This is a genomic window from Sphingobium fluminis (assembly GCF_037723805.1).
Lineage (GTDB): Bacteria > Pseudomonadota > Alphaproteobacteria > Sphingomonadales > Sphingomonadaceae > Sphingobium.
The window spans coordinates 1,043,110-1,063,911 of the sequence record NZ_JBBJUK010000001.1; the positions used below are offsets into that span (position 1 = coordinate 1,043,110).

General features: G+C 64.0%; 21 protein-coding genes. 9 read left to right on the forward strand and 12 right to left on the reverse strand.

The window, feature by feature from the left end; all coding sequences use genetic code 11:
- Nucleotides 1–118 precede the first annotated feature (118 nt).
- The gene (msrC, locus tag WG907_RS05455; protein ID WP_340231631.1) at nt 119–604 is read right to left on the reverse strand and encodes a free L-methionine (R)-S-oxide reductase MsrC; all 486 of its coding nucleotides are present in this window, start codon (nt 602–604) and stop codon (nt 119–121) included.
- Nucleotides 605–708: 104 nt separating this feature from the next.
- Between msrC and WG907_RS05460 the strand changes: the two genes are divergently transcribed.
- The 3 genes from WG907_RS05460 to WG907_RS05470 are packed head-to-tail and all read left to right on the forward strand — an operon-like array spanning nt 709 to nt 3,184.
- Nucleotides 709–1,941: a glycosyltransferase family 2 protein gene (locus WG907_RS05460; RefSeq protein WP_340231632.1), complete on the forward strand. Its 1,233-nt coding sequence runs from the start codon at nt 709–711 to the stop codon at nt 1,939–1,941.
- Nucleotides 1,938–2,342, forward strand: a complete 405-nt coding sequence (locus WG907_RS05465; protein WP_340231633.1) for a GtrA family protein — start codon at nt 1,938–1,940, stop codon at nt 2,340–2,342. Before WG907_RS05460 ends, WG907_RS05465 begins: the two co-directional genes overlap by 4 nt.
- Nucleotides 2,339–3,184 carry a class I SAM-dependent methyltransferase gene (locus tag WG907_RS05470; RefSeq protein ID WP_340231634.1) on the forward strand — a complete coding sequence of 282 codons (846 nt, stop codon included), beginning with the start codon at nt 2,339–2,341 and terminating at the stop codon, nt 3,182–3,184. The genes WG907_RS05465 and WG907_RS05470 overlap by 4 nt, the downstream gene beginning before the upstream one ends.
- A gap of 2 nt (nt 3,185–3,186) precedes the next feature.
- Here WG907_RS05470 and WG907_RS05475 read toward each other — a convergent pair whose 3' ends face one another.
- From WG907_RS05475 to WG907_RS05490, 4 genes are read right to left on the reverse strand one after another with little or no spacing between them, the layout of a single operon-like run.
- Nucleotides 3,187–4,344, reverse strand: a complete 1,158-nt coding sequence (locus WG907_RS05475; RefSeq protein ID WP_340231635.1) for a glycosyltransferase family 4 protein — start codon at nt 4,342–4,344, stop codon at nt 3,187–3,189.
- Nucleotides 4,341–6,068 carry a hypothetical protein gene (locus tag WG907_RS05480; RefSeq protein WP_340231636.1) on the reverse strand — a complete coding sequence of 576 codons (1,728 nt, stop codon included), beginning with the start codon at nt 6,066–6,068 and terminating at the stop codon, nt 4,341–4,343. The genes WG907_RS05475 and WG907_RS05480 overlap by 4 nt, the downstream gene beginning before the upstream one ends.
- Nucleotides 6,069–6,077: 9 nt before the next feature.
- Nucleotides 6,078–6,503 carry an alternative ribosome rescue aminoacyl-tRNA hydrolase ArfB gene (gene arfB / locus WG907_RS05485; RefSeq protein ID WP_340231637.1) on the reverse strand — a complete coding sequence of 142 codons (426 nt, stop codon included), beginning with the start codon at nt 6,501–6,503 and terminating at the stop codon, nt 6,078–6,080.
- 10 nt (nt 6,504–6,513) lie between these two features.
- Complete coding sequence (locus tag WG907_RS05490) at nt 6,514–7,194, reverse strand: RluA family pseudouridine synthase (RefSeq protein ID WP_340231638.1); 681 nt, start codon at nt 7,192–7,194, stop codon at nt 6,514–6,516.
- 69 nt (nt 7,195–7,263) lie between these two features.
- Between WG907_RS05490 and WG907_RS05495 the strand changes: the two genes are divergently transcribed.
- Nucleotides 7,264–8,229 (forward strand): acyltransferase family protein, encoded by a 966-nt coding sequence (locus WG907_RS05495; protein ID WP_340231640.1) that lies wholly within the window; start codon nt 7,264–7,266, stop codon nt 8,227–8,229.
- Nucleotides 8,230–8,418: 189 nt separating this feature from the next.
- Here the strand turns inward: WG907_RS05495 and WG907_RS05500 are convergent, their stop codons facing one another.
- The gene (locus tag WG907_RS05500; protein WP_340231641.1) at nt 8,419–9,279 is read right to left on the reverse strand and encodes a sigma-70 family RNA polymerase sigma factor; all 861 of its coding nucleotides are present in this window, start codon (nt 9,277–9,279) and stop codon (nt 8,419–8,421) included.
- Nucleotides 9,279–9,758, reverse strand: a complete 480-nt coding sequence (locus tag WG907_RS05505; protein ID WP_340231642.1) for a carboxymuconolactone decarboxylase family protein — start codon at nt 9,756–9,758, stop codon at nt 9,279–9,281. Before WG907_RS05505 ends, WG907_RS05500 begins: the two co-directional genes overlap by 1 nt.
- A gap of 339 nt (nt 9,759–10,097) precedes the next feature.
- Between WG907_RS05505 and WG907_RS05510 the strand changes: the two genes are divergently transcribed.
- Entirely contained in the window at nt 10,098–10,649 is a 552-nt protein-coding gene (locus WG907_RS05510; RefSeq protein WP_340231643.1) for a nuclear transport factor 2 family protein, read from the forward strand.
- A 219-nt stretch (nt 10,650–10,868) separates the two neighbouring features.
- On the opposite strand, the gene wrbA is transcribed toward WG907_RS05510, so the two are convergent.
- Nucleotides 10,869–11,468 carry an NAD(P)H:quinone oxidoreductase gene (gene wrbA / locus WG907_RS05515; protein ID WP_340231645.1) on the reverse strand — a complete coding sequence of 200 codons (600 nt, stop codon included), beginning with the start codon at nt 11,466–11,468 and terminating at the stop codon, nt 10,869–10,871.
- 90 nt (nt 11,469–11,558) lie between these two features.
- Nucleotides 11,559–12,284 (reverse strand): pirin family protein, encoded by a 726-nt coding sequence (locus WG907_RS05520; RefSeq protein ID WP_340231646.1) that lies wholly within the window; start codon nt 12,282–12,284, stop codon nt 11,559–11,561.
- A 112-nt stretch (nt 12,285–12,396) separates the two neighbouring features.
- Between WG907_RS05520 and WG907_RS05525 the strand changes: the two genes are divergently transcribed.
- Together WG907_RS05525 and ctrA are read left to right on the forward strand one after the other, a co-directional pair.
- Entirely contained in the window at nt 12,397–13,290 is an 894-nt protein-coding gene (locus WG907_RS05525; RefSeq protein ID WP_340231648.1) for a LysR family transcriptional regulator, read from the forward strand.
- Nucleotides 13,291–13,499: 209 nt separating this feature from the next.
- Nucleotides 13,500–14,207: a response regulator transcription factor CtrA gene (ctrA, locus tag WG907_RS05530; protein ID WP_340231650.1), complete on the forward strand. Its 708-nt coding sequence runs from the start codon at nt 13,500–13,502 to the stop codon at nt 14,205–14,207.
- Nucleotides 14,208–14,312: 105 nt separating this feature from the next.
- Here the strand turns inward: ctrA and WG907_RS05535 are convergent, their stop codons facing one another.
- Entirely contained in the window at nt 14,313–14,954 is a 642-nt protein-coding gene (locus WG907_RS05535; protein WP_340231651.1) for a hypothetical protein, read from the reverse strand.
- Nucleotides 14,955–15,053: 99 nt separating this feature from the next.
- Nucleotides 15,054–16,310, reverse strand: coding sequence for a S8 family serine peptidase (locus WG907_RS05540; RefSeq protein ID WP_340231652.1), 1,257 nt, complete (start codon nt 16,308–16,310; stop codon nt 15,054–15,056).
- Between the two features lie 141 nt (nt 16,311–16,451).
- Here WG907_RS05540 and WG907_RS05545 point away from each other — a divergent pair, with 141 nt between their 5' ends.
- Together WG907_RS05545 and WG907_RS05550 are read left to right on the forward strand one after the other, a co-directional pair.
- A complete protein-coding gene (locus WG907_RS05545; RefSeq protein WP_340231653.1) occupies nt 16,452–16,940 on the forward strand; it encodes an RNA polymerase sigma factor in 489 nt (162 codons plus the stop codon).
- Complete coding sequence (locus tag WG907_RS05550) at nt 16,937–17,623, forward strand: anti-sigma factor family protein (RefSeq protein ID WP_340231654.1); 687 nt, start codon at nt 16,937–16,939, stop codon at nt 17,621–17,623. Before WG907_RS05545 ends, WG907_RS05550 begins: the two co-directional genes overlap by 4 nt.
- A gap of 21 nt (nt 17,624–17,644) precedes the next feature.
- Here WG907_RS05550 and WG907_RS05555 read toward each other — a convergent pair whose 3' ends face one another.
- A complete protein-coding gene (locus tag WG907_RS05555) occupies nt 17,645–20,794 on the reverse strand; it encodes an amidohydrolase family protein (RefSeq protein ID WP_340231655.1) in 3,150 nt (1,049 codons plus the stop codon).
- Between the last annotated feature and the right edge of the window lie 8 nt (nt 20,795–20,802).

Consider the following 20,802-nt stretch of genomic DNA (forward strand, 5'->3'; position numbering starts at 1 on the left):
CCGAAATATTAACGCGCTGTTTAGCATGATGATCCGCCCACGACTATGATTCGGCGCGGAAATCCTGTCCCGAAACGAGGCAGAAGAGGGACTTTCGATCGGAAACGTCGTTAACGGATCAGGCGATGCGCGCCGCGATCAATGCGGCCAGCGCTTCCAGCCCCCGCGCATCCGCCGAGTCGAAGCGCGCCGGCGAAGGGCTGTCGAGATCGAGCACCCCGATCAACCGTCCCTCATGCACCAGCGGCACCACGATTTCCGATGCGCTCGCCGCGTCGCAGGCGATATGCCCCGGAAACGCATGGACATCCTCGACCAGCTGCGTTTCCCGCGTCGCTGCCGCCACACCACAAACCCCGCGCCCGATCGGAATGCGGATGCAGGCGGGCTTCCCCTGAAACGGCCCCAGCACCAGTTCGCCCTCGACCAGCCGGTAAAATCCCGCCCAGTTGAGATCGGGCAAAAATTGCCAGACGATCGCGGCGATATTGGCCATGTTGGCGATGCCGTCTCGCTCACCCCGGGTCACGGCGTCGGCGGCGGACGACAGCTCGGCATAGAGCGCAGCCTTGTCGGCCGCGGCGGCTGGGTTGAAATCGAACATGGTGACGATATAGCCATGCGGATGCTCTTCCGCGAGGGCGGCGGCAAGAATCCGTTAACCAAAAGCGTCTATCGCCATCGAAAGCCTGTCTTCCGAGGGTGCCGATGTTCCTTGAAACCACGCATGTGCTGACCGAGTTGCGGACCGGCGCGCACACGATCGACGTGTCCATCGTGATGCCATGTCTCGATGAAGCGATCAGCTTGCCGCACTGCATCGCCAATGCCCACCGCGCGCTGGAGATGATTGAGGAGCAGTTCGGCCTGTTCGGCGAAATCGTGATCGCCGACAATGGATCGACCGACGGCAGTCAGGACATCGCGACAGATCTCGGTGCGCGCGTGGTCCCCGTGGCGCGGCGCGGATATGGCGCGGCGCTGATCGGCGGCGGGGAAGGGGGCTATGGCCGCTACCTGCTCATGGGCGATGCCGACGGCAGCTATGATTTTACCGACGGCGTCGCGATGATAGGCGAATTGCTCGCCGGGGCGGATCTGTGCATGGGTTCGCGTTTCAGGGGCGGCATCGCGCGGGGCGCCATGCCCTGGAAGAATCGCTATATCGGCAATCCGGTGCTGACCGGCATGCTCAACCTCTTTTTCCGTCCCGGGATCAGCGACGCCCATTGCGGCCTGCGCGCGATCACGAAGGATTGTTTCGCGGCGCTCGGCCTTTCGGGCACCGGCATGGAATTTGCCAGCGAAATGGTCATCAAGGCCAGCCTTCGCCATTTCCGCATCACCGAAGTGCCGGCCACCCTGTCCGTCGACCTGCGCGACCGCGCGCCTCATCTGCGCCCCTGGCGCGACGGCTGGCGGCACCTGCGCTATCTACTGATGCTCAGCCCCACCTGGGTGTTCGGCGTGCCGGGGCTGATGGCTATGGGGACTGCCGCGCTTATTCTCCTCGTCGCAATAGGTTTCTGGATCGGGCTGTTCCAGGGAGAGACGCCTTTTGGTATCAGTTGGGCGATCGCGAGCGCCTTCCTGTTCACGACCGGGCATCTGGCACTGCTGATGGCGATTGTCGGACATTTGCACGGCGTGACGCTGGGCTACCGTCGATTGCGGCCGGTGATCGGCCGGCTCGGTGGACGGCTCAGTCTGGAAACGATGCTGTGCATCGGCACGATCCAGATCATGATTTCGCTGGCTATTTTCGGTGTAACGGCCTGGTACTGGTCGCACCACGGCTTCGTCGCATTATCAAACCCGCTACCGCTCGTGCTGGCCGGCCTGTCGGGTGCCACTGGGGCTCAAACGATATTCGGCGGCTTCCTGCTGGCGATCGTCGTCGGCCATGATGCGCGGTTTATCGCGGCGAAGGGCGTTGCATGAACGCCCATTTGCGCCGCAGTCCGCGCTACGTCCTCGTGTCATTATTCTGCATGGGCCTGAGCAACGCCATTCTCATTGCCGCCGACCGCCTCGGCTTCTCCAGTGCTGCGGTGGTGATACTCAGCGCGGTGGTTCTGATCCCCGTCGGCTTTCTGTTCCAGGCTCGGGTTACTTTCGCGATTCGGCCAAATCTCGAGGCGTTCTCGCGCTATGCTGCGGCGCTGGCTTTAAACGTGCCGCTATCCTGGCTCGTCCTGTTTCTGACCCATGATCTTGCCGGCCTGGACATGGTCCTTGCCGCACCGCTTGCCACTGTCCTGCTTTTCCTCTGGACCTATTTCGTCAGCAGCTGGGCGCTTGCACGCCGAAGCCCTCATCCGACCGAAGGAACCCTGCAATGACCGCCAGCACCGACCTGCTTGCCACATTCGTCGCTCGTTATCCGGCTCAGCCCGCGACTGCTTTCTGGCGCGGGATCGAGATCGAACAACTCGCCCGCGCCTTCGCGTCGGACGGCGTCGGGCTTGATCTTGGCTGCGGCGACGGCATCCTGACCGACATATTGTTCAAGCGGATCGGCGTCACGCCGCGGCTGATCGGCGTAGATATCGATCCGCTCGAAACCGAGGCGGCCGCCGCCTATTCCTTTTATGACCGCATCCATACGATCCCGGCGCAGGCCATTCCCGAACCCGACGCCAGTATCGATTATGTCATCTCCAATTCGGTACTGGAACATATACCCGATCTGGAGGGCGTGATCGCGGAAGTCGGACGGTTGCTGAAACCCGGCGGCCGGTTCTACTTCACGGTGCCGGCACCCGGCTTTCATCGGAACCTGCGGGGTAGCATCCTGCCCGGTGTTTCGCGCGAGCGCTATCTGGCCGATCTCGACAAGCGGCTCGCGCATTTCCACTATCTTTCGGCTGCCGACTGGCGGGCGATGTCTGCACGGCACGGCCTCGCCCTCGACAGCGCGACCGGCTATCTCGACGGCAAGGAAACGCGGCGCTGGGAGCATCTCTCACGCATGACCGGCGGCCTGCTGCACAGCCTGAGCTTCGGCAAGAGCCGCCCGATCGAGATTCAGCGCGCGCTCAGGATCAGGGACCTCCAGAACCGCATGGCGCTGCCCGCGCCGGTGGCTTCGGGCATCGCGAAGATGATCGCTTGCCCCGATGCGCCCGACAGCGACGACATCCAATCCTGTCTTTTGGTCACGGGACATCGGCCACGCGACTGATCTCAACCCTCGATGACGTAACTCGTCACGACCGTCAGCAGCGAGGAATCGATTGACAGTCGTTCGACATTGGCAGCGTACCAGTCGCGTGTGCGCTGACGCAACGTCTCACCCTCCCGCACGGTCGCGATGATAGCTGAAGCAAGCGCCTGCGGTGTTGCCGGATCGGCGATGAAACCATTCACACCCGGTTCCACCAATTCTACAGCGGCATTGTCATCGGCAGCTACGATGATGGCTGGCACGCCGCGCGCCGAGGCTTCGACCACGACCAGCCCATAGCCCTCGCGTGCGGATGGCTGCGCGATGCAGACAGCGTCGCGCATGGCGTCTTCAAGCATTTGGGCTTCTACGAAGCCGGGCATGGTGATCACGTGATCCAGACCGTTCCGGGCGATTTCGGTCGCGATCCGGTCTCGTTCGGGACCGTTGCCGAACAGGATAGCGCGAAGGTCTGGAACGGCGCGGTGTGCAATCGCCAGCGCCTCGACAAGTAGCATCAGCCTTTTCTCAGGGATCATTCGGCCCGCATAGACCAAGGTCGGGGGAGTCCGTGCCTGAGCCATGATGCCATCCCGAGTTGCTTCGGCCAGACCGGACAAATAGCAAATATTTCCTCGCAGCCCCAATGCCTTGAGCCGCGCCATGTGCAGGCGGCTGAATACTTGGGCGCGCTGCGGCACCTTGGCGCAGACATGCTGGATCATCCAGCCGAGCCAGCCGAGCCGCCCAAGATAATCGCGCCAGTAATCGCGGCTCCACACCTCGAACCAGTCGCAGACGATTCGATATCCGCTCACGCGCCGGAGCAGCCCGGCGGCCAGGAGTGCAAAATAGGGAAAGGAGCATAGATGCACCACATCATATTGCCGTCCGTGACGAGCCAGATGCCGCAATACACCCCACCCGAAGCGCATCGGCGGCACGATGCGTCGCTTGCCCTGGTCGTAAAGGTTCGCGCGTGGCGCTACGGGAAGGACCGTGACGCCGGCAATGTCCGGTGGGTCGCCATGGCTCCATTGGGTCATGGTAAGGTAGGTGACGCGGTGTCCGTCCGCCGCCAGCCGTTCGGCCAGTGCGCGATACCATCGCTCGGCCCCGCCGATCGTCCAAGGGAACAGGCAATCATAGATTATGCAGATATCGAGTGAACGGCTCATGGACGGGTGGCCTGTTGACGCGTATCGCAAGCCGCTCGCAGTGCGTTGAACGGCCCTTTTGGGCCAGGTTTTGCGTCGATCATCTGCCGGATTGGCTGCAACATCGTGGAGTCCACAAACGCAACCTCGTGCGTGCGGCACAGCGTGGCCGCCTGCGCCGGTGTGAGGCTGCCCGCCAGCAGCCGGATCGGCCGGTTGGACAGGTCCGGGCGATTGAACACCAGGTCACTGCCATAGGCTACGGCCCCATTGTCGACGATAGCAACGTCCACGGGCAGGCGATCGATCCGCTCGGACACCTGCGCATAGGGCAGCGTCAGCCAAGCCGTCATCGCCATATGGGCCGGCAGCATCAGCAGGAAGGTCACGCCATTGCCCCAGGCCCACAGCCGCTCGCCCGGCCAGCGTCCGCGCAACGCGTGCCACCCCTGAGCACCCAGCAGGCAGAAGCTGCCCACGACGCCGTGCAGGTAGCGATAGCCCCAGCCATGCCCCTGAAAGGCGAGCAGCAGGCCGACGACGACGATATGCAGCACGATACCCGCCACCAATGGTCGCACGGCGCAGGATCGCCAGCCAAGGCTCATGCCCGCCGCGGCGAGCGGCAACAGGAGCAGATGCTGCCATGCGACGAAACGCAGCAGGTTCATCGCCATCAGCCAGAGGCTGACCGGGCCGATACCGCGCAGCAAAAAGAGCAGGCGATCGAGATAGCCCAGCCGGTCGCCGGTCTCGGACAGGGTTTCCAGTGCCCCGCCGGACAGCTGTGCTATCATATTGGGCCATGCCAGCCAGAACAGGCCGATCGCGCAATAGGCGGCGCCATAGCCCAGCGCCAGCGACCAGCGCCGTCGCACGATCAGCCCTATGAGAAAGGGCAGCGCGAACAGCGGATGGAACAGCGGCTGGTGCAATCCGGTCGCGAGAAAGCCGACAATGATCGCTCCCGCATGGCTCGATCGCCTGTCCCGCAGGAACAGCGCCAGCCAGACCAGATCGAGCGCCAGATGGCCGGCCATCGCATGCGCGGTCATTCCCTGAATGACGATCTGCGACGATCCGGCGTAGAGCAATAGCGCGACCGCGCGTGCGGCTGAGTCATCGGGCCATAGCCGCAATGCGATCCGCCACAGCGCCAGCGCACCGATGGCGGTGAACAGCGGGCTGGCAAGGCTGGCATCACCCAACGTTCCCATCGCCGCCCTGGCAAGGGCGTTGACTGGCAGATAGGACGACACCCAGGCCTGCCGGCCGGCGATCGGCAGGATGAAAAACTGGTTGAGCGCCTCGGCTACCGGTCGCCACGCAGGGGCGATCGGCCAGCTTAGATGGCCATGGGCGTAGATGGCCGCGTCGAATGTCGCCATCTGCTCGTCCCGGGTCAGGTCATGACCTTGCAGCAGGAGATAATGCCCCGCCCACGCCGCCAGCGCCAGCAGCAGCGCTATCACCCATGGTCGCCGCGCCACGCCGTCCATCCACGCCGCCCGCGTCGCCGTGCCCGGCTTCAGACCAAAGCGGATGAGCAGCGCAATGGCCAGCGCGAAGACAAGATCCTGCCGCACGAACAGAAAGGCGGAAAACTGCCTCTTGTCATGCACCGGATCGATCATCACGCCGACGAGGGCGATCGCCAGCAGCACTCCCAGCCCGATCGGCAGCCATGCCGCCGCCCGACAGGACCATCGATCGACGGCCGCATCGTCCACGCGCTCATCCCCCATGTCGTCCCCCTAATCCAGCCGCACCTTGCCGCGCCCTTGTTTGATCGACGCGCGCTTGACCTTGCCGTCGACCCGCCGCGTCTGTGAAGCCCTGGTCGGTTTCGTCGGCCGGCGTTTCTTCTGCACGATCGTCGCCTCCGCGATCAGCGCGATCAGCCGCTCGCGCACCTCCTGCCGGTTGAGCAGTTGCGAGCGCGATCCCTCGCTGCGCAGCACCAGCACGCCCTCGCGCGTCATCCGTGACCCCGCCAGCGCCGCAAGCCGATGCTTCACCGCGTCGGGCAGGGACGGCGAGTTCGCGACGTCGAAGCGCAGCAATACCGCGCTGTCGGTCGTATTGACATGCTGCCCCCCGGCGCCCGACGCACGGGTATAGCTTTCCTCGATCTCGTCACTGTCGATTGAAAGGGAGCGGGTGACGGGGATGGCGGCCATGACAGCGCGATCAGATCCCGAGATCGTCCAGCAGCCCGCCCTCGAATCCCGCCGCCGCGAAGGTCGCAGGCAGGGGCGCGGTCGCCTCCACCGGCGGTTTGTCGCCGCCGCGCGGCACGCTCAGGAACCGCCCATGCAGCAGCATCGCGCCCTCTCCGTCGCCATAGACCGGGTCCCCGACGATGCCAAAGCCCAGCCCGTGCAGCGCATGGACGCGGATCTGGTGGGTCCGCCCGGTCTGCGGCGTGAAGGCGATCATCGCGCGGCCATCCTTTTGCGCGACCACGCGCCATTGCGTCACCGCCGCCTTGCCGTCCGTGGCCGGGACCATGCGCCAGCCTTCCTCCGCGCTGCTGATCTTCTTGAGCGCCAGGTCGATGACGCCGCTTTCCTGCTCGGGTAGGCCCTCGACCACGGCGATATAGCGTTTGGCGACCGTCCCCGCCTCGAACGCGGCGGCAAAACGCTTGTGCGCCTTGGGGTTGCGCGCCAGCAACAGGCAGCCGCTGGTGTCGCGATCCAGCCGGTGAACGGGCAGCGGCCAGCGCTGGAAGCCGAAGGTCAGCGAGGAAAGATGGTTCTCCAGCGCCAACGATCCGTCGCGCGGGGCGTCGACCGGCAGGCCGGCGGGCTTGTCGAGGATGATGGCCTCGCCATCGATAAAAAGCACATGATCGGCAAGCAGGGACAAACAGGGATCCGTTCGGGAAAATGGTGCGTCGATTGACGCGAGCGCGCCATCCTATAGGGGGTTGGACCGATGGAGAACAGGGGGACATCCACCGCACCCGATCAGGGGGCCGACTCGCGGCTGGAATGGATCGACACCGCGCGCGGCATCGGCATTATCGCTGTGGTCATCGGCCATGTCTGGACGCAGGGCGCATTGCGCGACGCGGTCTACAGTTTTCACATGCCGCTGTTTTTCCTGCTGTCGGGCATATTGTCCAAACCGCAGCCGGTGGGCGCGTTCACCCGGCGGCAACTGACCGGCCAGCTTCGCCCCTATGCCGCCTTCCTGCTCCTGCTGATCCTCGCCGACCTCGTCATCGAGCCGCTCAAGGGCGGCCGGCCGATCTTCCATCGCTGGCCCGATGACCTGCTGCCCATCCTGATCGGCGGCTCATGGCTGCGCGGCCCCTATACGATCTTCTGGTTCGTGCCTTGCCTGATGGCGGCGCGCATCCTGTTCAACATCGCGCTCGCCCGCTGGCCCGACCCGCGCGACCGGCGTTGGGGTCTTGCCATCCTGCCGCTGCTGGCGCTCGCTTATCTGGCGGGTCGCGCGACCGACATTTCGCCGCTCGGCCTGCTCACCGTGCCGATGGCAATCGTCCTGCTCTGGGCCGGGGCGGCATCGCGCGACATCGCATGGCGGCCGTGGACCATAACGCTGCTCGGCGCGCTGGCGCTTGCGGGCCTGACGCGCTTCTTTCCGACGCTCAATATGAAAGTGGGCGATTATGGCTGGCCCCTGCTGTCGATCGGATCGGCGATCGCCACCTCGCTGCTGGTCTTCGGGCTGGCGAAGCGGATCGCGCCCATGGCGTCACCACTGGCGGCGATCGGCCGCGCCTCGCTCGTCATCATGTACTGCCACGTCGCGCTGATCCACTATCTCTCGCCCTATATCGACAAGCCATGGCTGCTGGCCGTAGCGCTGCTCGCGCCCTTCGCCTTCTACCACCTCATCCGGCTCACGCCGCTCAAACGCCTGTTCCTTTAACCGGAAGCAGCACCTTCACCCCCGTCGTCCCCGCGCAGGCGGGGCTCCATCCCGCCCCCTTGCGCCTCCGCCGCACGGGCGACAAACGTCGAAGCATCGCATCAAGACGACATTAGTATAATCTTGTTCCCCGGCGCACGCCGCGGCCCAGGGTCATCAGGCGCAGCGTTCCGATCCAGACCCCCGACCTCAGTTCAAATGCCGCATCTTGTCCGGGTTGCGCATGATGTAGATCGCCACGATCTGATCGTCCGCAATCTCCAGCGCCGTCGTCTGCAACTCGCCATCCGCCTCGCGCGTGACAAAGCCCGGCAGCCCGTTGATCAGGCAGGTCCGCACCAGCGTCGATCCATATTTGCGATACAGCACCGCCAGCGCGCGTTGCAGCTTGAGCGTGTGATCGCGGCCCACTATGGGCTTGGGCGCGGCGATGCGCTTGCCGCCGCCGTCCGAATGGATGCTGACATCCGCCGCCAGCATTGCGCCCAGCGCCGTCATGTCGCCACTGCGCGAGGCCGCGAAAAAGGCGCTGGCAATGTCGAGGCCCCGCTGCTTCTCCAGCCGATATCGTGGCCGTGCCTCGCGCACGTGCGATCGGGCGCGCGCGGCAAGCTGGCGGCAGGCGGCGGGGTCTCGCCGCACCGTCTCGGCAATCTCGTCGAACCCGACGCCGAACACGTCATGTAGCAGGAACGCCGCTCGCTCCAGCGGAGACAGCCGCTCCAGCGCGAGCATCAGCGGCAGGGTGACGTCTTCCTCTTCCTCCTCCTCGGCGACGACCGGCTCGGGCAGCCACTGTCCGACATAGGTTTCGCGCCGGTGGCGGGCCGATTTGATCTGGTCGAGGCACAGCCGCGTCACCGTGCGCCGCAGAAAGGCTTCCGGCTCGCGCACCGCCGCCCGGTCAGTCCCCATCCAGCGGATGAACGCCTCTTGCACCACATCCTCGGCATCGGCGACCGACGCCAGCATGCGATAGGCGACGCGGATCAGGCGGGGACGCAGCGGGTCAAAGGCCATCGCCGCGTCCTCATGCGTCCCCGTCTCCATCAGGCGGCCTTTGCCTGCGCGGCGTCGCGCGCTTTTGTCGCCGGCGTTTCCAGCCACATGTCGAACGCCACCGCCAGCCGGTTCCACCCGTTGATGATGTTGATCAACAGGGTCAACTGCACCTGTTCCGCCTCCGTGAAATGGGCTCTGAGCGCTTCCAGCGCCGCGCCATGGCTGTGCCCTTCGGACAGCCGCGTCAAGGCTTCGGTCCATGCCAGCGCGGCGCGTTCCCGGTCGGTATAACAGGGCGCCTCGCGCCACGCCGATACCAGGAACAGCCGCTGCTCGGTCTCGCCGGCGGCGCGCGCATCGGCGCTGTGCATGTTGAGGCAATTGGCGCACTGATTGATCTGCGACGCGCGCATCTTGACGAGTTCGGCAAGGCTGGATTCGAGCGGCACATCGGCGGCGGTTGCGGCGGCGTACCAGGCCTTGATTTCCTTGGGGGCGACGGCGAACGGGTCGAAACTGGTCGTCATGGGGTCAGTCCTTGATGGGGGTTGCATGGACATGACGAGGCGCGCGCGCGGGCTGTGACATGGTTCGCGAAAATTTTCGCGGCGCTGGCATTTTATTCGCCAACCCACCCCAAAAACCGCCGCTCCACAACACGCCGCCCAACAACCAAACGTCATTCCCGCGAAAGCGGGAACCCATCTCTCCCCACGCTCCTCGGCCCGCCTTAGACAACCGGCCTAACCACTTTCAGACCCCGCCTTGACTTCGGAATCGCCGACGACCTAGGTTTAGGTACTACATACAAATTTCAGCGAGAGCGCTTAACGCGACCGCCAAATGATAACCATAGGAGACGGAATATGCCGCTGACGGACTCGCAACTGGAAAGCCTGTACGATAAGCAATTGTTGCACGAAAATCTGATGCTCTATTGCCGCGCTGCGGACCGTATGGACATCGAAGGGATCAAGGCGACCTACTGGCCCGATTCCACCGACGATCATGGCGGCTATATCGGCGACGGCCATGGCTGGGCCGACGCCGTGGACAGTATGCGCGCCAAGGTGAAATCGTGCAGCCATCACATGGGCAACGTCCTGTGCGAAATCGACGGCAATCGCGCGAAACGTGAGAGCATGTTTCTTTGCGTGGTGGTCTTTGCAGAACCGGATACCGCCTTTTTTCATGGTGGGCGCTATCGCGATCTGTGCGAAAAGCGCGATGGCGAATGGAAAATCCTTCGGCGCACGTGCGTTTGGGACTGGGCCGATGCGCGGAAGATCAATTCGGACTGGAGCGTCAGCGGCGTGCCGCAATTGTCACAATGGGCGGCACGTTTCCCGGACGACCCGATCTACAAGGACTGGTTTTCCAGCCCGCCGACATCGCGCCCGCCGCATCAGGATTGGTAGGAATTGATGCGCCCGCGCCTGTCCTTGGGACGACAGGCACGGGCGTATCGCCGCCTCCATATTCTGCTGTCCTATGTCGTCAGTGATCGGATAGGATCGGCAATCCGCTCTTTCACACTGTCCGCCAAACTCCGGCCCACTTTCCGATAATTTCACGCTCACGCAATAAATGGGCGAAATATGCGGGAAATATGCGAAGTTAAGCCCGCATTCGCCGCCTTAACCGTGCAACTTGATCGCCGTTTCAGCGACCCGTCGACCCTGATAGCGCGCGCCTTCCAGTTCTTCCTCGCCGGGCTGCCGGCTGCCGTCGCTATCGGCCAGCGTCGTCGCGCCATAGGGTGATCCGCCCCGCACCGTGTCGACGCCCATTTGGCCTGCAAAGCCATAGTCGAGGCCCACGATCGCCATGCCGAAATGCAGCAGGTTGGTGATGATCGAAAACAGCGTGGTTTCCTGGCCGCCATGCTGGCTCGCCGTCGAGGTGAACGCGCCGCCGACCTTGCCGTTCAGCGCCCCACGCGCCCAAAGCCCGCCGGCCTGATCGAGGAACGCCGCCATCTGGCTCGACATCCGGCCAAAGCGGGTGCCGGTGCCGATGATGATCGCGTCATAATCGGCCAGTTCCGCCACGGTCGCGACCGGCGCGTCCTGATCCAGCTTGAAATGCGCGTTCCGCGCGACTTCGAGCGGCGCGGTCTCCGGCACCCGCCGGATGTCGACCAGCGCGCCCGCCGCCGCTGCGCCTTCGGCCACGGCCTTCGCCATGGTTTCGATATGCCCGTAGGACGAATAATAAAGCACCAGAACCTTGGCCATCGACTGTCTCCTTGAATGTCCGAAAAAGGGTGGCCGCCCGCGCGAGGGGGAGGGGGGCGCGGGCGGCCGAAGGTCCGTGGGAGGACGGACTTATTCGCTGTCGACCAGGACGATCTCGGCGTCCTCGATCGCGGTGATGGTGATGGGCGCGCCGCCTATGATGGCCGCCCCATCTCGTGCCTCGAACGCCTCGCCATTAATCTCGATCCGCCCGGTGGCCGGCACGAGATACAGGTGACGCCCCGCCACGCTGTCATAGGTTACGCTGTCGCCCGATTTGAGCGTTCCGCCCAGCAACCGGGCATCGGCACGGATGCGCAGCGCTTCGCCGTCCTCGTCATAGCCGCTCGCCAGCACGATCAGCTTGCCCGCGCGGTCGCCCTTGGGAAACGGCTTGGCCCCCCAACTCGGGTTGCCGCCTGCCGCCCTGGGGATGACCCAGATCTGGAACAAGGTGGTCGTCTCGTCCTCCAGATTATATTCGGCATGGCGGATGCCGGTGCCGGCCGACATCACCTGGACATCGCCCGCTTCCGTCCGGCCCTTGTTGCCCAGGCTGTCCTGATGGGTGATCGCCCCGGTGCGGACATAGGTTATGATCTCCATGTTCGCATGCGGGTGCGGCGGAAAACCCTGCCGGGCCGCGATCTCGTCATCGTTCCACACGCGGATCTTGCCCCAGCTCACCCGGTCGGGATCATGATAGTCGGCGAAGGAAAAATGATGCCGCGCATTCAGCCAGCCATGATCGGCATGGCCGAGCGATGCAAAGGGGCGGCGCTCGATCCGGGCGGCGGTGTCGACAGTGGTGGTCATGGAACTGTCCTTCATTGTTCGATGCTGCCGGGAGGTTCCGGCTTGCTTTCCATCAATCTAATGCGCATCATCGTTTCGAAAACAGGCAGCATTGAAACGGATTGTTTCCCCTATGCGACTACCGGACTTCGAAGCGTGGGCGATGTTCGCCGCCGTCGTGGATCATCGCAGCTTCACGGACGCGGCCAAGGCGTTGAGCGTTTCCAAGGCGACCGTCTCCAAGGCCGTGACCCGGCTGGAGCAGCATCTCGACACCAGCCTGTTCACGCGCACGAGCCGCCGCCTCGCGCTGACCGAGAGCGGTCGCAGGCTGGCCGAACATGCCGCGCGCATCCTGGCGGAAGGCGCGGCGGCGGAAGAGGCGGCGCGGGACGAGACGGCGGAACTGGCGGGGCCCGTGCGTATCGGGGCGCCGATGACCTTCGGTCTGTTGCGCATCGCCCCGCTGATCGCCCAGTTCGCGAAGGAATATCCGCTCGTCGATGTCGACCTGCATCTGTCCGACGAACGGATCGATATTGTGGAGATGGGCCTGGATGCGACGATCCGCATCGCGGACATGCCCGACAGTTCGCTGCGCGCCCGGCGGCTCGCCGACGTCAACATGCATGTGGTCGCGTCCCCCGCCTATCTCGCGACACGGGGGCGACCGGTACACCCCGCTGACCTAGGCGATCATGACTGCCTTTGCTACGCCAACGCCGTCCCACCGGACGTCTGGCGCTTCGGCGGGCCGGGCCAGCAAAGTCTTACGGTGCAAGTGCGATCACGCATCACGGTCAACAGCGGCGAAGCGATGCTGCCCGCTCTCCGGTTGGGCGTAGGCATTGCGCGCCTGCCCGACTTCATCGTGGCGGACGCGATGGCTTCGGGAGAGCTGGAGGAAATCCTGATCGACTGGCGGCCACAGCCTTTGGGCCTTCATCTGGTGACGCCGCCATCGCGCCTGCGCCCCGCGCGCGTCGGCGCCTTGCTGGACTTCCTCGCGCGTCATCATGGCTGCTGAGATCGTTTCGAACGCCGACTTAATCTTGACTCATAGAGAATCGTTTCGGCCTCAACCCTTTGTAAACGGATTCATTTTTCAGCGACTCGTGGATTTGTGCGGGTTAGCGGAAAATTAACCTTTGTCCTTCAGAAGTTTTTTAGTTAATGAATTGGACCGGACGCCGTTCTGGTGGGGTGAACGGGATCTGCGACGCAAAGGGGCTTCACATGCGCGTGCTGCTAATCGAGGACGAACCGACCACCGCCAAGGCGATCGAGCTTATGCTCACGACCGAAGGCTTCAACGTCTACACTACGGATCTCGGCGAAGAGGGCCTCGATCTGGGCAAGCTTTATGATTACGACATTATTTGCCTCGATCTCAACCTGCCGGACATGCACGGCTATGACGTGCTTAAAAAGCTGCGCGCCGCCAAGGTGCAGACGCCTGTCCTCATCCTGTCGGGCATCAGCGAGATGGACAGCAAGGTCCGCTCCTTTGGCTTTGGCGCAGACGATTATGTGACCAAGCCGTTCCATCGCGAGGAGCTGATCGCCCGCATCCACGCCGTGGTGCGTCGTTCCAAGGGTCATTCGCAGTCGGTCATCCGCACCGGCAAGTTGTCGGTCAATCTCGACGCCAAGACGGTGGAAGTGGACGGCAATCGCGTTCACCTGACCGGCAAGGAATATGCGATGCTGGAGCTGCTCTCGCTGCGCAAGGGCACGACGCTGACCAAGGAAATGTTCCTCAACCATCTTTATGGCGGCATGGACGAACCCGAACTCAAGATCATCGACGTGTTCATCTGCAAGCTCCGCAAGAAACTGGCGCTGGCCTGCAGCGGGGATAATTATATCGAGACCGTCTGGGGCCGCGGCTATGTGCTGCGCGATCCGGAAGAGGTGCTGGAGGTCGAGGCGAAGGTCGCCTGATCCACTCCTTATCGGGGTAAGAAAAAGGCCGGCACCCCGTAGTTGCCGGCCTATTTCGTAAGGTGAACGTCCGGTAAAAGTCTAAGCTGTCGCGGCTTCCTACGCTCAGTTAACCGCCTGACCCGAACTCGATCCTGCGGCATTTCCGTGACCCGAAAGCTGCCCGCTGATCCCGACCGACGCAGTTCCGCCCGCCGCATTTTCAACCGAACCGGCTGCATTTCCCGCCGTCGAGCGGCCTTGATCCGCCACGGTGCCAGCGCGCGCGCGCCCGTTGGCGACGGCGTTTGTGGCCTTGTCCTGTGCGCTGCCGGAGGCTCCGGCCACCCGGTCGCGGGCAACATCAGCGGTGCTGCTGGCGCGATCGCCGACGGTGCCGATCGCTTCGCGGGCGTCGTTCGCGCCCAGAGTGCTGGCAGTCAAACCGCCATCTGCGGACCCGCCGGCCGCTCCCGATGTCTTCCCGCCTTTGCTTCTGCCATTGTGGCTCAGAGACCCGGCCAGCGAGCCATTGCCGTTGCCACGGCCAGATCCGTGAGCGCCGACCCGGCCATTGTCGAGGTCGACACTATGATCGAGGCCGATACCGCCCGATCCGCCCAGGGTGCCGCCGAGCGACCCGCCTGCACCTCCCAATGCCCCGCCAAGGCTGCCACCGAGCCCGCTGCCGCCGAGCAACTGGGCCGAAGCGGGCGCGGCGGTCAGCGCGGCGATGCAGGCGGTGGCCAGAATGAACTTCGCTTTCATCGATCGTCTCCTTGTTCAATGTCGATGCGATGAAGGGACAACGTCACAAGGATCGCATTTCATCCGGCGATTACCGAAAAACTGGAATGTTGCTGAGAGTCAGTCGATATTCCGGCATTTCCCACAGACGATCCCATATCCATAGGCCCGGCCTCTCCCGCGTGGAGCTGGGATCGCCTCCTTGCGCAGGGCTGTCAGGCTGCCGGCTGCGAACAACCGGCCTGCCACTAGCGGCGCGGCAAATGAAGTGCCACGCACGCGACCTTTCCCGCCATCGGGTTGCGCGGCGTCCATGTCGGCCCCAGGGGCGGCGAAATCGACATGGAGCGTGTGGCCGGCTTCGGGCAGCAGGCGTCCCTCGTCGTCGATGCCGGTAACCGCGATGACGCCGGGATAAGAAGCTGGATAGGCGGGCGGCGCGGCGGGGCCGTCATTGCCGACCGCCGCGACGACCGTTATGCCCCGGTCGCGGGCGAACCGGATAGCGCCGGCAAGCAGCGGGTTGTCGGGGCCGACCAGACTGATGGTGACCACCGTGACCTTGCTGGCCACCATCCAGCCCAGGGCGCGGGCGATAGCAAAGGCTCCACCACCGGCCGGGTCGGTGCCATAGACATCGGCGGCAAGTAGGGGAGCGCCAGGGGCAGCGCCCCTTACGATCCTGAGGCCGCTGATCAGGGAGGCGACCGCGGTGCCATGGGTGCTCGGACGAGGCGCGCCCTGGGCGAAACCACGCTGTCCGATCGGTCCGCTCAGCGCGGGATGGCTTGCTACGCCACCGTCTATCATGCCAATAGCACGACCGTTCACGGACGTGCTGGTTGCGAGCATGCCCTCTGAATCGATCGCCATACCGCTGGGGAAATAGAGATTGTCAGCGCTGGCCACCGCGAGGGGCGCGAGCTTGCGGACTCGGCGCAGCGCCTGCGAAAGGTCCACCCCGTCCGGCACGGTCAGGCGGGCTATCGCGATGCCCAAGCCCTCGATGGTCTCGCTGCTTACGCCATAGCCGGCCTTTCGCAGCGCTTCGAGGCTAAACGCGTCAGCCCCCGTTAGCAGGATTTCGCCGCGTCGCGCAGGTTCCCGTTTGTCGTCCAATTCCACGATATCGCCGTGTCGGCGCAGTAGGCCGGTGACGCGCGCGGCGCGCGCCGCTAGCAGACTATCCTCGAACAAGGCAGGCGATTGTCCGTCTATGGGGGCCCTTTCAAGTACATCAGCCGCGCGCGCCAGCGCATCGGGCAAGATAGCATCCATCTGGCCGAGTGTGCCGCGTGACGAAGGCAACAACTGGGCATGGGCGCATGGCGTGGCCAGACCGAGACTAGCGATGATCAGGTTACGCGCAATTTTCATGTCATTCCTGTGGACCGCGCCGACGCTGGCGTCTGTCTGTGCTTCATGATCCATTTTGCAAAAGATTTCCGCATTATATGTTGTCACGGATGAAACGGGCGGGGGCTGTCGTTTTATCCCCAATGAAGTAACGGAGATCCGATGTCGTTCGAAGGCGATCTGCTGGCTATCCTGCCGCGGCTGCGACGTTTCGCCGCAAGTCTGTCGCATGATCGCGCAGACGGCGAAGATCTGTGCCAGGCCGCGCTGGAAAAGGGATTGCGCGCGCGCGATCAGTGGCAGCCGGGTACGAAACTGGACAGCTGGATGTATAGGATCATGCGCAATCTGTGGATCGATGAGAGCCGCGCCCGCCAGCGCGCGATGAAGACGTTCGCGCCGGAAGAAGCAGGCGAACATGTCGGCCATGCGGGCGATCGGGATATAGAGGCGCATGTCATGCTGTCGGAGGTCGACCGTGCCATGCAGGCGTTACCCGACGAACAGCGGGAGGCGATCGCACTCGTTCTCGTGGAAGGACTGTCGTATAAAGAAGCATCAGCGGTGCTGGGCGTGCCGATGGGCACGCTAACGTCGCGACTGGTGCGTGGGCGGGGTGCACTGATCGAAATATTGGGAGAGGCGGCATGACCGATATCGACGAGGCAACGCTGATCGCCTGGGTCGATGGCGAACTCGACGAGGTTACGCGGCAGCGGGTGGACAGCGCCATCGCCGACGATTCCGCGCTGGCGCGCCGGCTGGACATGCATCGACGGTTGCGGGCGCGATTGGCGGCGCATTATGAACCAATCGCGCGGGAGCCGATCCCTGACGTGCTGCGGTCGATGCTGGGTAACGAGGGAAGGGTCGTGCCGCTGGTTCGGGCGGTGCCGCGCTGGCGCGGATGGGCGACGGGTGGGGCGATAGCAGCCAGTCTGGCGCTGGGTCTGGGGATCGGCGGAATGAAAGATCAAGGACCGATAACGGTCAGGGGTGGCGTACCGATAGCGCAAGGCCAGCTTGCCAGGGCGCTCGAAACCCAACTTGCCAGTCTGCCGGAGGCCGCGCCGATCCACGTCGGTCTCACCTTCAGGCGCAGAGGTGGCGGTTGGTGCCGCAGTTTTGATAGCGTTGCTATCTCTGGCGTGGCCTGCCGAAGCGGCAGTGGTTGGCAGGTAGTGCAACTTTTGCCCGGTAGTGCCGAAAGCATGAACTATCGCCAGGCGTCATCGGGTGATGCCCGGCTGATCTCGACGATCGACGCGTTACGCGACGGCGAGCCGGTCGACGCGACGCAAGAAGAAAGGGCGCAGGCTGGAGGGTGGCGTTGATTGTTCCTACAATTATGCCTGTCAGGCGTGCGCCACCGCATGCCCGGCGCAACAGGCCGCTCGGCTCGCTTCCACATACTCCGCGTCATGCCACCAGAAATGCTGGTGGTTATGCGCCAGTGCCGGCAGAACCGGGGTCAACGCGGCCTGCGGTTCTGCGGTGACAAAGGGCGCTATCAGTTGCTCTGGTGTGTGCACGACGCCATTGGCGATCACCTGCCTGACATTGGCGACCGCCGCAATGTCCCTTAGCGGATCGCCCTCGACCAGAATGAGGTCGGCGAGCATGCCGCGTTCGATGCGGCCGACGGGCTCGCCCAGAAACTCGCCCGACCAGCGGGTGGTCATCATCAGCGCATCGTGGGGGGAGATGCCGCAATGGACCATGCCGCGCAGGTTGAGGTGCAGGCTGATCGCAGTGAGGTCGATCGGCGCATCGGTGCCCGAAAGCGGGTGCCAGCCGGCGGCGAGCATCGCCTTGATCTGATCGACCTGCCGATCGAGCGACGCGAGAAGCGTTTTGCCCCCGTCGCCCTTCATCGCCTTCACCCGCGCCGTCAGCTTGGCCATTTCCCAGGCCGGATAGAGCGTGGTGATGCGGGGATCATGCGCGATGCTGTCATCCATGCCGAGCAGGGCGGTCGCCGCGAACAGCGTCGGCGTGCGGCCTGCCTTGGCGGCGCTGAACAGGTCGTTGACGTCTCCATATCCACCGCCCAGCGAGGTGACGGTGCGCGAATAGCCATAGCGATTGGTCGCGCCGATATGCTCCATGCAATCCATGCCGCTGTGCAGCGCGGGATAATGATAGTGGGACGACAGGTGCATGCCCATGCGGTGGGCGGCGTCGACCACCTCCTTCTGCGTATCGTGGCGTAGGCGGACATAGGTTTTCACCATGTCGTAATCGAGCGCGCGGGCACGCTCCAGTTCCAGCGCCATCTGGCCCTTTTCTGTTACCGACCGCATGAAGTTGTAGAAGATTCGCCCGCCATCGATTGCCTCGCCCGTGGCATAGTGCCGCGCCGCGATGCGCTTGCCGCTCTGGATCGCCTCGCGGTCCTCGACCATATGATAGGCGGGGCAACCGGGCGAGCGAGTGGCGGTAATGCCCATGGCGAGCCATAGCCGCCCCATCCGGTCGCCATAGCCATAGCCTGCCATCTGCCGGTGGGTGTGCATGTCGATGAGGCCGGGCAGCAGCGTCAGGTCCGGCGCGTCGATCAGTTTCGCGTTGGCGTCGGACGGGGCCTTGCCGTCGTGCGAAGCAACCGCTGCGATGACGTTGCCGTCGATCACGACCTCCATGCCGGTCTTGTAAGCCGGTGACATGGCGTCCCAGAGCTTGCCGGCCCTGATGACGGTGCGACCCGAAGGCCTGGCATTGGCCCAGTTGAGGCGGCATGGAATGGTCTGTGGCGTCCCACCGGCGGCGGATACGAGGCGCAGCTTGCCACCGCTCAGATAAAGGAGGGACCCGGAATCGCCGCTCCAGCTCGGCGCGTCGGTGAGTTCGGTGGTGATCTGCCTTGGCGGTCCCGTGAATGCGCCGTCCGGCGCGACCGGTGCGACCCATAAGGTGCTGGCGAACACGAAGGCCATGGACTTGCCATCCGGTGACCAGACAGGTCCGTCATGACCGCGCGTGCCGAGCGACTTGCCCTCGATCGCGGGGCGATAAGTCCCTTTGCCGGTCGCCAGATCGACTGACAGGATCTGGCTTGAACCTTCACGATAGCGGCCGGTCGTGGGTTTGAACGCCGCATAGGCGATGGTCTTTGCGTCGGGGCCGAAGCTCGGACGGCCGGGCTCCCATATGCCGTCGAACAGCTTGCGCACCAGGCCAGTAGCGACCTCAACGCTATGGAGCGCGCCTTCCTGATCGAGAAAGGCGATAAGCTTACCGTCCTGCGACCAGCTGTTCCACGCTACGGCCTTGTCGGGAATGTTGGTGAGCTGTTTTTCCTTGCCGGTGGCAATGTCATGCAGCCACAGGTCCAGCGTGCCGCCCCGATCGCTCGAATAAGCGATGGTCTTGCCATCGGGCGACCAGGCGGGGTCGCATTTATGGAAGGGGTCGCCGACGAGCTTTGCGGGGCTGCCACCGATGGGCATAAGGTAAATATCGTTCAGCGCGGCGAAGACGATCTGCTTCCCGTCGGGGGAGAGCATCGGAGCGGCTAAGCCGACAACGGCTTTGGGCGCGGTAGAGGTGAAATCGCGGGTCTTTTTGCGATAGTCCGGTGTCGTGACCGGGACCTTTGCCGTGAACGGGATGATGGATGCCTTGTCGCCCTTGAGACGGCGTAGCTTGCCACCCGACCCATAGAGGATCGCGCCGTCCTTCGTGAAGCCGGGCCGGAAGGGATAGAGGTCTTCGCCCGCGACGACATTCTTGTCGCCGAGTATCAGCGTCAGTGCGCCCGGTTTCAACAGCGTATAGGCGAGCGCGCCATCTGGCGCGAAGGCGGGTGCCAATATGCCGTTGGGATTGAACCGGTCTGCGGAAGCCGGGACCGATATCACTTCCGTCAAAGCACCTGTCGCAATGTCGACCGTCACCAGTTTCGTGCCACTCTGGACATAGGCAATGCGCCTGCCGTCAGGCGACCAGGCTGGCTCGCTGTCATTGGTCGTGCCCCTGGAAAGCTGGGTGACCGCGCCGCTCGCGACATCCAGCAGATAAATGGCGTAGCGGCCATCGGCCCGGTCGCTGGCAAAGGCGATGGTTCGACCATCGGGGGACCAGCGCGGCTCGCGATCGTCGAACAGCCCGTCAGTATGCTGGCGCATTTCGCCGCCACCGGCGGCTATCGACCAGATGTGGAAATTACCGGTGCGGTAGGATTGGAAGGCGATGCGTGCGCCATCGGGCGACCAGTCGGGCTGTGCGAGATCGTCAAAATCGCCGCTCAGCCGGGTAAGGGGGCCACCGCCTGCCGGCATCGTCCATAATATGCCGAGTAGGTCGAAGGCGATTTTCTTGCCGTCGGGCGACAGCGAAAGGGCCACATTGGTGCAATCTTGGACGGTAACGATGCTATCCTTGCCCGACGCCGGAGCACCGGGGTAGGGCGCGGCCATCGTACCCGCGCCGCCACCCGCAGCGAGCAGCCCGATCCCGCCCGCCGCGATCGCTTCGCGGCGGTTGAGCTTAATCCTGCCCGTCATCGCATCTT

What these genes read in the sequence shown, in the direction of transcription:
- WG907_RS05525 (WP_340231648.1), top strand. Translation starts at nt 12,397, where the DNA reads ATGCGACTACCGGACTTCGAAGCGTGGGCGATGTTCGCCGCCGTCGTG.
- WG907_RS05505 (WP_340231642.1), bottom strand. Translation starts at nt 9,758, where the DNA reads ATGACGACCAGTTTCGACCCGTTCGCCGTCGCCCCCAAGGAAATCAAG.
- WG907_RS05470 (WP_340231634.1), top strand. Translation starts at nt 2,339, where the DNA reads ATGACCGCCAGCACCGACCTGCTTGCCACATTCGTCGCTCGTTATCCG.
- WG907_RS05475 (WP_340231635.1), bottom strand. Translation starts at nt 4,344, where the DNA reads ATGAGCCGTTCACTCGATATCTGCATAATCTATGATTGCCTGTTCCCT.
- WG907_RS05495 (WP_340231640.1), top strand. Translation starts at nt 7,264, where the DNA reads ATGGAGAACAGGGGGACATCCACCGCACCCGATCAGGGGGCCGACTCG.
- WG907_RS05545 (WP_340231653.1), top strand. Translation starts at nt 16,452, where the DNA reads ATGTCGTTCGAAGGCGATCTGCTGGCTATCCTGCCGCGGCTGCGACGT.
- ctrA (WP_340231650.1), top strand. Translation starts at nt 13,500, where the DNA reads ATGCGCGTGCTGCTAATCGAGGACGAACCGACCACCGCCAAGGCGATC.
- WG907_RS05480 (WP_340231636.1), bottom strand. Translation starts at nt 6,068, where the DNA reads ATGGGGGATGAGCGCGTGGACGATGCGGCCGTCGATCGATGGTCCTGT.
- arfB (WP_340231637.1), bottom strand. Translation starts at nt 6,503, where the DNA reads ATGGCCGCCATCCCCGTCACCCGCTCCCTTTCAATCGACAGTGACGAG.
- WG907_RS05535 (WP_340231651.1), bottom strand. Translation starts at nt 14,954, where the DNA reads ATGAAAGCGAAGTTCATTCTGGCCACCGCCTGCATCGCCGCGCTGACC.
- WG907_RS05465 (WP_340231633.1), top strand. Translation starts at nt 1,938, where the DNA reads ATGAACGCCCATTTGCGCCGCAGTCCGCGCTACGTCCTCGTGTCATTA.
- wrbA (WP_340231645.1), bottom strand. Translation starts at nt 11,468, where the DNA reads ATGGCCAAGGTTCTGGTGCTTTATTATTCGTCCTACGGGCATATCGAA.
- WG907_RS05555 (WP_340231655.1), bottom strand. Translation starts at nt 20,794, where the DNA reads ATGACGGGCAGGATTAAGCTCAACCGCCGCGAAGCGATCGCGGCGGGC.
- WG907_RS05550 (WP_340231654.1), top strand. Translation starts at nt 16,937, where the DNA reads ATGACCGATATCGACGAGGCAACGCTGATCGCCTGGGTCGATGGCGAA.
- WG907_RS05510 (WP_340231643.1), top strand. Translation starts at nt 10,098, where the DNA reads ATGCCGCTGACGGACTCGCAACTGGAAAGCCTGTACGATAAGCAATTG.
- WG907_RS05520 (WP_340231646.1), bottom strand. Translation starts at nt 12,284, where the DNA reads ATGACCACCACTGTCGACACCGCCGCCCGGATCGAGCGCCGCCCCTTT.
- WG907_RS05500 (WP_340231641.1), bottom strand. Translation starts at nt 9,279, where the DNA reads ATGGAGACGGGGACGCATGAGGACGCGGCGATGGCCTTTGACCCGCTG.
- WG907_RS05540 (WP_340231652.1), bottom strand. Translation starts at nt 16,310, where the DNA reads ATGAAAATTGCGCGTAACCTGATCATCGCTAGTCTCGGTCTGGCCACG.
- WG907_RS05460 (WP_340231632.1), top strand. Translation starts at nt 709, where the DNA reads ATGTTCCTTGAAACCACGCATGTGCTGACCGAGTTGCGGACCGGCGCG.
- msrC (WP_340231631.1), bottom strand. Translation starts at nt 604, where the DNA reads ATGTTCGATTTCAACCCAGCCGCCGCGGCCGACAAGGCTGCGCTCTAT.